General features: G+C 41.3%; 15 protein-coding genes. 7 read left to right on the top strand and 8 right to left on the bottom strand.

All coding sequences use genetic code 11. The features are described 5' to 3' along the window. Window positions 1–116 precede the first annotated feature (116 nt). The 5 genes from AC04NP_RS29575 to pdhA form a co-directional block, all read right to left on the bottom strand. A complete protein-coding gene (locus AC04NP_RS29575; protein ID WP_482863707.1) occupies window positions 117–881 on the bottom strand; it encodes a cyclase family protein in 765 nt (254 codons plus the stop codon). 66 nt (window positions 882–947) lie between these two features. After that, window positions 948–2279, bottom strand: coding sequence for an aspartate kinase (locus tag AC04NP_RS29570; protein WP_482863705.1), 1332 nt, complete (start codon window positions 2277–2279; stop codon window positions 948–950). A 39-nt stretch (window positions 2280–2318) separates the two neighbouring features. Beyond that, window positions 2319–2795, bottom strand: a complete 477-nt coding sequence (gene ribH, locus AC04NP_RS29565; protein WP_482863704.1) for a 6,7-dimethyl-8-ribityllumazine synthase — start codon at window positions 2793–2795, stop codon at window positions 2319–2321. Between the two features lie 76 nt (window positions 2796–2871). Then, window positions 2872–3579 (bottom strand): tetratricopeptide repeat protein, encoded by a 708-nt coding sequence (locus AC04NP_RS29560; RefSeq protein WP_482863703.1) that lies wholly within the window; start codon window positions 3577–3579, stop codon window positions 2872–2874. Between the two features lie 160 nt (window positions 3580–3739). Beyond that, window positions 3740–4801: a pyruvate dehydrogenase (acetyl-transferring) E1 component subunit alpha gene (gene pdhA, locus AC04NP_RS29555; protein ID WP_482863702.1), complete on the bottom strand. Its 1062-nt coding sequence runs from the start codon at window positions 4799–4801 to the stop codon at window positions 3740–3742. An 82-nt stretch (window positions 4802–4883) separates the two neighbouring features. Between pdhA and recF the strand changes: the two genes are divergently transcribed. Continuing rightward, entirely contained in the window at window positions 4884–5990 is a 1107-nt protein-coding gene (recF, locus tag AC04NP_RS29550) for a DNA replication/repair protein RecF (RefSeq protein ID WP_482863701.1), read from the top strand. Here recF and AC04NP_RS29545 read toward each other — a convergent pair. Next, window positions 5982–6395, bottom strand: a complete 414-nt coding sequence (locus AC04NP_RS29545; RefSeq protein ID WP_482863700.1) for a hypothetical protein — start codon at window positions 6393–6395, stop codon at window positions 5982–5984. The genes recF and AC04NP_RS29545 overlap by 9 nt on opposite strands. A gap of 186 nt (window positions 6396–6581) precedes the next feature. On the opposite strand from AC04NP_RS29545, the gene AC04NP_RS29540 reads away from it, so the two are divergent. The 4 genes from AC04NP_RS29540 to AC04NP_RS29525 all read left to right on the top strand — a co-directional run bounded on the left by AC04NP_RS29540 (window position 6582) and on the right by AC04NP_RS29525 (window position 9038). Further along, the gene (locus AC04NP_RS29540) at window positions 6582–6902 is read left to right on the top strand and encodes a DciA family protein (protein ID WP_482863699.1); all 321 of its coding nucleotides are present in this window, start codon (window positions 6582–6584) and stop codon (window positions 6900–6902) included. Window positions 6903–7211: 309 nt separating this feature from the next. Further along, the gene (locus tag AC04NP_RS29535; RefSeq protein WP_482863698.1) at window positions 7212–7919 is read left to right on the top strand and encodes an SDR family oxidoreductase; all 708 of its coding nucleotides are present in this window, start codon (window positions 7212–7214) and stop codon (window positions 7917–7919) included. Window positions 7920–8154: 235 nt separating this feature from the next. After that, window positions 8155–8583: a hypothetical protein gene (locus AC04NP_RS29530; RefSeq protein WP_482863697.1), complete on the top strand. Its 429-nt coding sequence runs from the start codon at window positions 8155–8157 to the stop codon at window positions 8581–8583. Further along, a complete protein-coding gene (locus tag AC04NP_RS29525) occupies window positions 8580–9038 on the top strand; it encodes a DinB family protein (protein WP_482863696.1) in 459 nt (152 codons plus the stop codon). Before AC04NP_RS29530 ends, AC04NP_RS29525 begins: the two co-directional genes overlap by 4 nt. Before the next feature lie 10 nt (window positions 9039–9048). Here the strand turns inward: AC04NP_RS29525 and AC04NP_RS29520 are convergent, their stop codons facing one another. Together AC04NP_RS29520 and AC04NP_RS29515 are read right to left on the bottom strand one after the other, a co-directional pair. After that, a complete protein-coding gene (locus tag AC04NP_RS29520) occupies window positions 9049–10287 on the bottom strand; it encodes a cation:proton antiporter (RefSeq protein WP_482863695.1) in 1239 nt (412 codons plus the stop codon). A 46-nt stretch (window positions 10288–10333) separates the two neighbouring features. Then, on the bottom strand, window positions 10334–10795 hold the full coding sequence (locus AC04NP_RS29515) for a redoxin domain-containing protein (RefSeq protein ID WP_482863694.1): 462 nt from the start codon (window positions 10793–10795) through the stop codon (window positions 10334–10336). Between the two features lie 175 nt (window positions 10796–10970). Here AC04NP_RS29515 and AC04NP_RS29510 point away from each other — a divergent pair, with 175 nt between their 5' ends. Both AC04NP_RS29510 and AC04NP_RS29505 read left to right on the top strand, forming a co-directional pair. Next, entirely contained in the window at window positions 10971–11651 is a 681-nt protein-coding gene (locus AC04NP_RS29510; RefSeq protein ID WP_482863693.1) for a head GIN domain-containing protein, read from the top strand. Window positions 11652–11699: 48 nt separating this feature from the next. Continuing rightward, window positions 11700–12281, top strand: a 582-nt coding sequence (locus AC04NP_RS29505; RefSeq protein ID WP_482863692.1) for a radical SAM protein, incomplete at its 3' end; no start/stop codon positions are given.

Raw genomic sequence — 12281 nt, 5'->3', positions numbered from 1 at the left:
TTGTTAGCAACAAGTTAAGACGCTGAAAAACAGAAATTTATAAATTTTCCGGGATGGCCTAAGTTAAGTCCCTGAAAAACAGAAAATTAGAAATTTTCAAGGATGCCCTAATTAAATCAATCCTCAAAAATAGCAACCACCCTGGCCGGTGCAGCAGAGGCATTTTTTAATTTTAGCGGAAACACGGCTACTTTAAAACCATTTGGAGGCAGCACCTTTAAATTCGTTAACTGTTCCATATGGAGATATTCTTTTTCCAGACCTACCAAATGAGCCTGCCAGAATAATTCAGGATTTTGGGTTTCTCTGGCCCTTTTTGCCTGATATCTCAGTGGCAGATCAAAACCCCACTGATCTATGCCCATTACCTTTACACCTTTGTCTATGAGCCACTCAGTCGCTTCCTTGCTCATCCCCAACCCTTTATTCACATAGTCTTGCCCCTGCAATTGATCCCGGTCGGTACGGATTAACACGATGTTTCCTTCATGTATTTGTGTTCCGGTTTTTTCAAGATCTTCCTCAATATCCGCAACAGTAATTTCTTCAAAGTCATTTTTATGCGACACATTGATGACAACCCCGGGTCCGAAAAGCCATTCAAGTGGTATTTCATCAATGGTTTTGGCCTTTTTTCCAGCTACTACCGGACCGTAATGCCATGGCGCATCGATATGTGTGGTGGCATGTACGCCCATGTTGACAATTTTATCATCAGCCCATCCCTGGAATTTTTTTGGGAACAAAGATTTGGGTAAATTCAGAAAATAGCGAATCAAAAACACACTTTTTTTATGAGGGAAATTTTTCAGCTTGATCCTCATAAACCAGGGGTCAGCTTTATTAAATTGTACTGTTTTTGACAGGTCAATTATTTTCATGGGACCATACAAATTAAAGAAAAGATAAGTATTTCCGGCAATCTTCAGCCAAAACCATGGCCAGAATTACTCGATCAAATCAATGCTGAACAGTCCGATATTCAGTCGATCAAGCACTGCCTTTTTAAATTTTGTATCTATTAAAAAAGAGATATTGTTTTTACTTCCTCCAAAAGAAATCATCCTTATAGGCACGCGATCGATAGAGTCAAAAACCTTTCTGACCACACCTCTGTTCTCAGAAACCTTCGCCCCTACTATGCAAATGATAGTTTGATCACGGTCAATTTCCACTTTACCAAAAGCCCGTAACTCCCGGTGGAGCTCCTGCAAATTAGTACTATCGTCGATCGTCAGCGATACGGCTACTTCTGAGGTAGTAATCATATCGATCGGCGTACGATACTTTTCAAAAACCTCAAACACTTTTCTCAAAAATCCATAAGCCAGCAACATACGGCTCGACTTAATTTTTATGGCCACAATACCATCTTTTGCCGCAATGGCCTTGATTTCATCTTCGCTGGTAGACTTGCTGATAAAGGTGCCGGGGGCATCGGGTTGCATCGTATTCAGCAACCGGACCGGAATATTGTATTTCTGCACCGGCCAAATAGATGCCGGATGCAGTATTTTGGCGCCAAAGTAGCTTAACTCTGCTGCTTCATCAAAAGACAACCTGGATACAGGAAATGTCTTTTCTACGATTCTGGGGTCGTTATTGTGCATACCATCTATATCCGTCCATATCTGCACTTCTTCCGCCTTAAGCGCCGCCCCGATTAAACTGGCAGTGTAATCACTACCTCCACGCTTCAGGTTATCTATATTTCCCTGATGATTCAAACAAATATAACCCTGGGTTATAAACAAACCACACCCCTTATTGGCAGATATCAGTGCTTTTAACTTGTGTTCAATCGCCTCAATATCGGGTTCCTGATGGACATCGATTGACATAAAATCCAGGGCAGGCAATAACCGTACGCTTATACCCTTTTCTTTCAGATAAATAGTAAACAATTGAGTTGAAAGCAACTCTCCCCGGGCCAGTATGTCCTTTTCAAATTGTGGCTGATAAGCCTGATCCGGGAAGCTTCTTATCAGATCAAAGTGTTCTTTTATAACCGTATTGCCCTTTTCAAGGGCATCGGTATGCTGATAAAGATTCTGAATGAATCCCTGGTAATGTGCGTAAAGGTCATCGATCAACTCCGCGGCCTTTTCTTTTTCATCGGCGCCCAGTGCCTGGTCAATATTAACCAAAGCATTGGTTGTTCCGGCAATCGCCGAAAGAACCACCAGCTTCGGAACATCATCATTTGTAATCAGGGATGCTACATGATGCATCCTGTCAGGTTTTCCCAGCGAAGTTCCTCCGAATTTTAAGACTTTCATGACTCAGATGATTATAAACAAGTTAAACAGCAAAAACGATTAAAATCCTAGCATCTTAATAGCAGTAATGGCTGCTTCGTCGCCTTTATTGCCATGTTTTCCGCCAGCTCTGTCCAGGGCTTGTTGTTCATTATCAGGAGTAAGTACTCCAAAGATTACAGGTTTATTAAATTTCAGGCCTACCTCCGTGATGCCCAGCGCTACTGTCTGGCAAATAAACTCAAAATGCCTGGTTTCTCCCTGAATCACACAGCCCAAACAAATCACGGCATCAATCTCTTCTCTTTGGGCCATCCACTGTGCCCCCAGGGTGAGCTCAAAACTGCCAGGTACATTTTTGCGAATAATATTTTCCGCTGTTGCCCCTTCCTTCAACAGTGTTGATTTAGCCCCCTCAAATAATGCCTCTGTGACTTTTTCATTCCATTCCGAGACAATAACAGCAAACTTTTTATCACTGATGTTGACAAGATTTTTACCTGTATATTCGCTTAAATTTTTGTTAGCAGTTGCCATGTATGCCATTAAGTATTAATAAAAAAAGGGATAAAACATCAAAGCTTTATCCCCTTCACAGTTTCCTTTTCAGCGCTCACTTCGATGCTTTACCTGCGATCCTGGCCCGCTGTTTTCGGGCGTTTTGAATTTCAGCAGATTTGGAAAATTTGTTAATTATTTCATCGTAAGACGCCACGGCCCTTTCAAAGTTTTCCAGTTTCTCATAGGCTAATGCCTCTTTCATCAAATATTGCGGTGTGAAGAATTCATTGGGGTGATGGTCCACAGCCCTGTTATAAAAGGTAACCGCGTTATCAAATTCCCCTTTTTCCATATAAGCATCACCTATTAAAGCATATGCCCTGGCCTGTACCAGCTTGTCGTCAGCATCAAATTCACTCAGGTATTCAATGGCACTATCAAAATCTCCATTCTTGATGTAACAGACACCGGCGTAAAAGTGAGCAAGGTTGGCCGCTTTGGTGGAGCCGTAATTATCAATGATTTCAAGAAACCCGTAGTTGTTACCGTCACCATTTAAGGCAAGATTGAGGCTGTCTGCTTCAAACCAGTACTGCGCCTGGAACATTTCACTTTGAGCCAGATTATTTTGGTTGGCATTATAATATCTGTAAAACAAAACTCCACCTATAACCAAAACGATAACTGCCAACACGGAAAAAACCGGGTTTTTATGCTCCTCTATCCACTGCTCGGTGTTTGACAGTTTCTCTGCCAAAACCTCCGGGTTTTCCAGCAATTCCCTTTCCGGTTTCTTTTTTATTTTCTTCTTTGTCGCCATCTTGAAAAATTTAGGTCGCAAAGTTAAAAAAATAAAATCAATAAAACATCTCCATTCAGCGGATTATTACATATTATCCATAGAGCAGATGAAGGCAATATAAAGAATAGCACCGGTGTAATCCGACTTACTGGTTTTTTTCAACATTTCCTTGAAGGCATCACTCCTTAATAAACGGATAATCCGGTTGCTCGTAAACGTCATGAAAAGCCTCAGAAGGATCGGGGAATTTCGACTCCTCGGCAAATTTTACACAATCGGCTATGATGGCTTTAATTTGCTCGTCAATCTTTGCCAGTTCCGCTTCCGTAGCTATTTTTTTCTTTAAAATGGTGGATTTTACTTGCTCGATAGGATCTCTTTCCTTGTAGGACTCCACCTCTTCCTTAGTCCGGTACTTTGCAGGATCTGACATAGAATGGCCTTTATACCGGTAAGTCCGTAACTCCAGCAGCGAAGGACCTTCGCCACTCCTGGCCCTGTCCGCAGCTTCGGCTATGGCAAGGTGAACCTCTTCGACAGACATCGCATCTACAGGCTTTGATGGCATATCATATGACTCTCCCAACGTATACAATTCGGTGACATTGGAAGTTCTTTCTACCGAAGTACCCATGGCATATCCGTTATTTTCTATGACAAATATCACCGGCAGCTTATAGGTCATGGCAAGATTCAAGGCTTCATGAAAAGCCCCCTGGCGGACAGCTCCATCACCCATGTAAGTGATACAAATATTGTCTGTTTTATTGTATTTTTCCGCAAACGCAATGCCGGCACCAAGTGGTATCTGCCCCCCTACAATTCCATGACCACCAAAAAAATGATTCTCCTTATCGAACATATGCATAGAGCCACCTTTTCCCTTTGAAACCCCGGTTTCCCTGGCAAAAAGCTCCGCCATAACCCGTCTTGGATCGGTGCCTAAGGCGATTGGATTGGCGTGATCGCGGTAGGCAGTGATGTACTTGTCTCCTTTCATCAGCGCTGAGACCGCACCTGCGGCACAGGCCTCCTGTCCAATATACAAATGGCAAAATCCCTTGATTTTCTGCTGACCATACAACTGCCCCGCCTTCTCCTCAAACTTCCTCATCAGCAACATGCTTTCATACCATTGCATGTAAGTCTCTTTTGAAAAGTTTCCTTTAGATTTTACATTTGCTTTGGCTTTGCCATTGGGCTTCGTCTTTGTGGGTGTTTTCGATTTCGCTACCGCCATGGAATTAATATTTTATATTTTGAAATGGGGGGTGTAATTACTCCCTACTGCAAATTAAACAAAAACATTCTAAAAGCTATTAATGCATCTGGAAAATATAAGCTTACAACACTTTAAAAACTACCAGACGCTGGAACTTCAATTCCCCAAGGAAATTAACTGCTTCGTGGGCGAAAACGGAAGTGGCAAAACCAATCTGCTTGACGCCATCCATTACCTGTCATTAACAAAAAGTGCTTTTAACCCCATAGACAGTCAGAACATACAACATGACGAAAACTACTTTGCCATAAGGGGTCGGTTCCAGATAGACTCCAGGGAATACACTGTCGGGTGCAGCCTGCGGCAAAAACAGAAGAAGGTGGTAAAACTAAATCAAAAACCCTATGAAAAAATCAGTGAACACATCGGTAAGTTTCCCCTGGTGCTTATCAATCCTCATGATACGGACATGATCAGAGGTGGTAGTGAGGCAAGAAGAAAGTTCTTTGACAGCGTAATTTCACAGGTAAACCCCACCTATTTAAGCCATTTAATCCAGTATAATCACGGGCTAAAGCAAAGAAATGCCTTGTTGAAACAATTTGCAGACGCCGGAAGTACCGATGAAGATTTGCTAAACCCATACAACCAAATCATTTTAGAACTGGGCAAGGAAATACACCGGGAAAGAAACAGGTTTACCGACACTTTTGTACCGATATTTGACTGGCATTATAAGACGCTTACCGATGAAAAGGAACGCACTGCCATCATTTATACCTCGGATCTCGATCATACGGATTTTGAAACTCGTTTCAAAAATAATTTAAATAAAGACCTGGTCTTAACACGCACCGGGCTGGGCATACATAAAGATGATTATATATTTAATATTGAAAATCATCCCCTAAAAAAATTCGGATCACAAGGGCAGCAAAAATCCTTTGTGATCGCTTTAAAGCTGGCACAATACGATATTGTCAGGGAAATTAAAGGATTTAAGCCTTTGCTGTTGCTGGATGATATTTTTGATAAACTCGATGATCTCCGCATCAATAAGCTGATGCTGATGCTTAAAGAAGGCAGATTCGGCCAGATTTTCGTGACAGATGCCCGTCCTGAGAGAACAACTGCCATTTTTCAGGATTTGCGGGAAGATATGGACATATTTCTGGTTGAAAAAGGAACCGTACGCAAATCAACCTGAACCAACAGCCAAGCCTTTTAAGACCTGCATAACACCGAATAATATGACTACTCCCGATACCACAAAACCCGCATTGACATCGATTATGTAGTACGACAATAAGGCAATCATTATACCAAATACCATCCAAAGCCCACCGAAAAAAACCTTTTTTTGCCCTTTTTGTATGCTCAGCCTTTCCTTTTCAGCCTCCAGCCCAGCTACCAGTTCACTGGCATCTTGTGATGAATATCCGGCCTCTACCAAATAATGGATGGTTTTTTCATGATCAATCCGGTTTTCAATCATACCCATCGCTTCTTGCCTGGCAATGGCTTTTTTTTCCTCTGCCTTGTTTACTTTGTAAACTGATGGTGTCCGGCCTCCGGAATTGGCCGGGACATTGATGCCATAAGTGTTTTGCATGACCGTCCGTTTTATTTCTTGGGTTTCCCGTAAGCAGCTTCCACCACAAAGGTGGTAATTTTTTGACTCATTTGCCAAAAGGATTAATCAGGAATATTACGCATGTATAAACGCAAATAAACCATAACTTTGCTTATATTTAATGAGCAATCACGATTATCAACACCTGAACTTTTACAACACAGCATGAAATACAGGAGAAATGATCCTATCAATCAAAGAAAATCAAATACCTCCACGGTTGGTGAGGCAATCAGGGATCTATTGAATGTCTATCGATTACAACATAAATTTGACGAAGCACGATTGATAGAATCCTGGGATAGATTGATGGGTAAATCTATCGCCTCACGAACCACCAGATTATTTATTAAAGACAAAAAGCTTTTTATTCAGGTCAGCTCGGCCCCGCTAAAAAATGAACTTAGCCTTTCAAAAGCTAAAATCATTGAGATCTTCGACCGGGAAGTAGGCAAAGATATTATCAGACAGGTTATTTTGTTGTGAATTTACCGGGAGGTAAACTTGGCACTTTCACATAACTGAAGTGCTGTTTTGCTTTGCGGACGGAAGTAGCGCTGTTGCGTAACTCTGTGACTCTTTGTGCCGAAAACGTTGTGCAACAGCCACAGACGCCCGCACAATGTGGTATAAAGTTATTTAAATTTGAGGTTCGATCCCATCAATCGCGGCAACCTATGGTCGAATGTAAGGCTGTTTTTTTAGGATGTAAACAGAGGGTTTCGGCCGGATTACCGATCAATTTTTTGTAATTTCCGTTATATTCAAATCGAAGTAAACATTAAACTGAATCAAATGAAAATAACAGACAGTAGAATCATAATTACCGGTGGAAGTCTGGGAATTGGCAAAGCTACGGCAAAACTTTTGGTGGATAAAGGTGCTAAAGTTGTGATTACCGGCCGGGATGAAAAAAGGTTAAGGGCAGCGGTGAAAGAAACAGGTGCATTTCCGGTAGTTGCCGATGTGAGCAATATGGTTGATATCAAAAGAACCTACCAGGAGGCCATGGATTATTTAGGAGGTCTGGATTGTCTGATAAACAACGCAGGAATCGGACATTTTCCTCATCTTTCTGATATTACCCTAGAAGATTTTGAAGAAGTATACCGGGTCAATGTTTTTGGAGCAGCGTTGATGGCCCAGGTGGCTGCCGAGATTTTTAAAAATCAACGTTATGGCAACATCATTAATATTGGCTCCACCGCAGCAAAAAAAGGATTTGAAAGAGGTACCATCTATGCCTCCTCCAAATTTGCACTGCGAGGCATGACAGAATGCTGGCAGGCTGAGCTCAGGAAGCATAATGTACGGGTGATGCTCGTTAATCCGAGTGAAGTGACAACAGCTTTTAACAGCGAAGAAAGAATAGAAAGGGGTGAAGAGATAAAAAAACTAAGAAGCAAGGAAATCGCACATAGCATCGTCAGCACACTTGAAATGGATGACAGGGGCTTTACCCCCGAATTGACGGTATGGGCTACTAATCCCTGGCAAGATTGAGCAAAAATATTTACAGGAACGAAAAAAACCTGATAGTCAGGCTTTTTTCTCGTTCCTGTGGTCGATAAATCCCAGAGCGGCCACAAAACCTATAATAATGGCAACAATCCAGATGAAAGTATTGGCCCCGCTGGCAATGATTGTTTCAGCTAACATATTACTTCGTTTTTATTTTGAGGTAAAATTAAGTATAAAATTATTTAAATTATAAGCTAATTTTGGTTAAAAATTACGAATGGACACACCCCCCGATGCAATAAGGCCAGAGGTGTACCCATGGATGAGAGGGGTACTGCTACTAGCCGCAATATACAACCTGGCCTGGGGAATATTTATATACAATTTCTCTGATTCTTTTTACCATTGGGTGACCCAAACCAATGATACAACTCCGGAAGTGATAGAGTACCAGGGACTTGGCATACTATTGTTTGCCTTACTATATTTCGTAAGCGCACTTTATCCCAAAAAATTTTGGTATTTCATTATAATAGGTGTATTATCAAAGATTATTGGCCCGATTTGGTTCTACTTCGATATTATGGATCAACAGGTTACCAAAAGGTTTCTTTTTCATATAATAATGAACGATATCGCCTGGGTCATTCCTCTAGCAGTCATTGCTTACAAGGCGTCTCAAATTAAAATGCATGCAAACCAATGAAAGATCATTTTTTAGGGTTGTTCAAATACAACGATTGGGCAAATCAAAAACTTTTATTATGCTTACAAAAAAACAAAGTCAATGAAGAACAGATCCTTACCCTATACAACCATCTTATAATTGCCCAGAATGTTTGGTTGAACAGGATTAATAATATTTCCTCCCGAAATCTGGTTTTATGGGAGACCAAAAAATTGCTGGATCTCATTGAACTGACCCACAAAAGCTCCGAAGACTGGATAAAATTTCTTCAGGAATATAATCTGACCTCATTTGAAGAGGTTATTGCCTATCAAAACACCAAGGGTCAATCGTATGAAACCGGCCTGACAGATATTGTAATCCATGTTATCAATCACAGCACACATCACCGGGCTCAGATTGTTCACTTACTCAGATCGCTCGATGTCGAGCCACCCAGGATCGATTACATATTTTTCTGCCGGGAAAACTGAGATAACTCATTTAATCTGCGCTTAGTCTTTTTACCATTTTTTCTATGGTAAGTCCCTGGATTATCAGGGAGAACAGGACGACTGTATAGGTAATGGCCACAATAAAGTCTTTTTCCATCTCAGCTTGCAGAGACAAAGCCAAAGCAATAGAGATGCCTCCCCGTAAGCCTCCCCAGGTCATAATCAACAAGGCATTGGGGGCAAATGTTTTTCTGAAATTCAATAAATAAGATGGAAAGGCCAGTGAAAAATATCGAACCATTAAAACGATCGCGGTAACAATTAAACCAATGATAACATAACTGATATCAAATGGGATCAGGATCAGCTCCAACCCTATCAAAACGAACAATACCGCATTCAGGATCTCATCGATCATTTCCCAGAACTTTTGCACATAATCGCGTGTCAGTTGGGACATCGCCCTTTCAACACCCTGATTACCAATAAACAAACCAGCTACCACCATGGCGAGTGGGCCTGAAAAATGCAGGTAAGTAGCCAGGCTGTATCCTCCCATAACAATAGCAAGTGTTATCAAAACCTCGGTCTGGTAATGATCGAGGGTTTTCATCATTTTGTAGCCTGCATAACCGATCAGGAAGCCCAGGCCGACCCCACCCAAAATCTCAGTAGCCAACAGGTGGGCTACTTCCGAAAAATGTATGTTCTCCAGCCCGCTTTTTGCAATTTTAAATACTGTCAGAAAGATCACTACCCCAACACCATCATTAAACAGTGATTCCCCTGTAATCTTAATCTCCAAAGATTCAGGTGCCTTCGCCTTTTTCAAAATGCCCAGAACTGCAATCGGATCAGTTGGGGAAATTAAAGCGCCAAACAACAGGCAATAAATGTATTGAACCGGGGTACCTATCAACATCATTAAATAATACAATAAGGTGCCGATCAGAAATGTCGACATTAATACCCCGATGGTGGCAAAGCTCAGAATAGGCCATTTAAACGTCTTCAAATGATCAAGATCCGTGTGCATAGCCCCGGCAAACAGCAAAAAGCTGAGCAGGAATTCCAACAGAAATTCGGTGAAATCCAGCCTCGCCAGCATAAGTGTTACACTTTCCTGAAAGGCAGGTGAAAAAGCACCTAAAGCCTGAACCAAAAATGACAAAAGCAAGCCTGCAATCATCAGGCTAATAGTGGTAGGCAATTTAAAATAACGCTGGTTCAGATAAGCAAAAATCGCTGATAAAACCAGAATACCACCAAAAATATTGACAATTTCCATATGAAATTTACCGGTCAGGAGTCATTGATTTTACCTGACTGTTCAATCAGGAAATTGTTGCCTTCACGGCTTCGAAATCGGGTAACTTTGTGGCATCTTCCAATACTTCCGCATATTTGATCTTTCCCTGCGAGTCAATGACAAAGGCAGATCTTTTGGCTACTCCTTTCATGCCGAGCACAAATTCATCATATTGTGCCCCATAGGCTTTGGATACTTCTTTGTTGAAATCAGAGAGCAAGGGAAAATTCAAATTCTGTTCTTCTTTGAATTTACCTAAGGTAAAAGGTGTATCTATAGAAATAGCCACCACTTCGGCATTTAATGAATTGTAGTCACCGATGTTGTCTCTCATACTGCACAACTCAGTGGTACATACGCTGGTAAAGGCCGCGGGAAAAAATAGAACAACAAGATTTTTACCATGATAGTCTTCCAATTTAACCTGGTTTTTATCTGTGTCGAATAGGGTAAATGAGGGGGCTGTATCGCCAATATTTAGTGCCATATCAATGATTTTAATTAAGAGTAAACAGTTAAAATTAAGTGCCTAAAATTAGGAAATAACTTCATGAAATTATAAAAAATGCAAGTTCTTTACAGCCAATTATTTTTCTTGTTGCGATAGATGCAACTTTTTTCAAAAAACGGCATCATTGAGATAAAAACTAACAATGATTACCATGAAAAAACTTCCATTTAGCTTAATAATTTGTCTTATTACCGTGGTATCCTGGGCCCAGAGCAAAGAAACCAGAGAGTTGTCGCCTTTCAGCAAAATCAGTGTAGGACAGGCGATCAAGGTACATGTTGAAAAGGGGGCCACAGAAAGTTGTGTGATTGAGACAGAGGGAATCGATACCAGGGATGTTTTAACCGAAGTTGGCGGCAGAACGTTGAAAATCAGGCTTGACCGGAACAGGAGGAAGAACATCGATGTAGTAGTCCATCTGACTTACAAGGATATTAATGGTATTTCAATTAGTTCCGCAGCCCAGGTTTACTCAAAAGGCCCGATTCAAAGTGATGAACTGGAAATCGATGTGAGCAGTGCAGGCAATGGAGAGTTGGACATTGAAGTTGATGAACTGGAAATCGAAGTATCCAGTTCAGGAAAACTTACCATCGTTGGTACCGCCCGTTATCAGGATATCGATATATCCAGTGCAGGCCACCTTGATGCCTATGACCTTAAATGCGAGGAGGTTTCGGCCTCGGTGAGCAGCGCAGGCAAGGCCAAAGTACAGGCCAGCAAGCGAATTGATGCCAGGGCCAACAGTGCCGGATCGATCAGGTATAAGGGTAATCCCGATAAGACTTATGTCCGTGCCAACAGTGGTGGCTCAATCAAAAGAGTAAATTAAAACTAATTATATTAGTATTTTCCATATTTACTAATTAATTTAGTAAATATGGAAGGCGATTATATAAAAGGCCGGGGTGCGCAATTCAATGCCAGAAATAAATTTTTGATCCATGAATATGTTCATGAGCACCCGGAAGGCATCGATGAGATAGACACACTGAACAAGTCAACCAAAATTTACTACGAGTACCCCAAAAAAATAATCAACAAGGTTGATAGCCCTGATTTATACTTTGGTTTTTCTATGAATCCATATCAGGGATGCGAGCATGGGTGCATATATTGTTATGCCAGAAATTCGCATGAATACTGGGGATTCAGCGCGGGAATGGATTTTGAAAGTAAAATCATCGTTAAACCCGAAGCGCCCAGGCTATTGGAAAAGGAGTTTTTGAAGAAATCATGGAAACCCGCACCCATTATGTTATCGGGCAACACGGATTGTTATCAGCCCATTGAAAGAAAACTGAAAATAACCCGGCAACTGCTTAAGGTTTTGATAAAATACCAAAACCCCGTTGGTATGATCACCAAAAACAGTCTGATATTAAGGGATTTAGATTTTCTAAAGGCATTGAGCGAAAGCAATCTGGTGAAGGTCAGTGTTTCCATTACTACCCTGAACGAA

It is taken from the genome of Agaribacillus sp. DX54 (genome assembly GCF_056858335.1).
The sequence above is the reverse complement of the archived record's forward strand: the minus strand, read 5'-3'. Positions and strand labels throughout refer to the sequence as shown.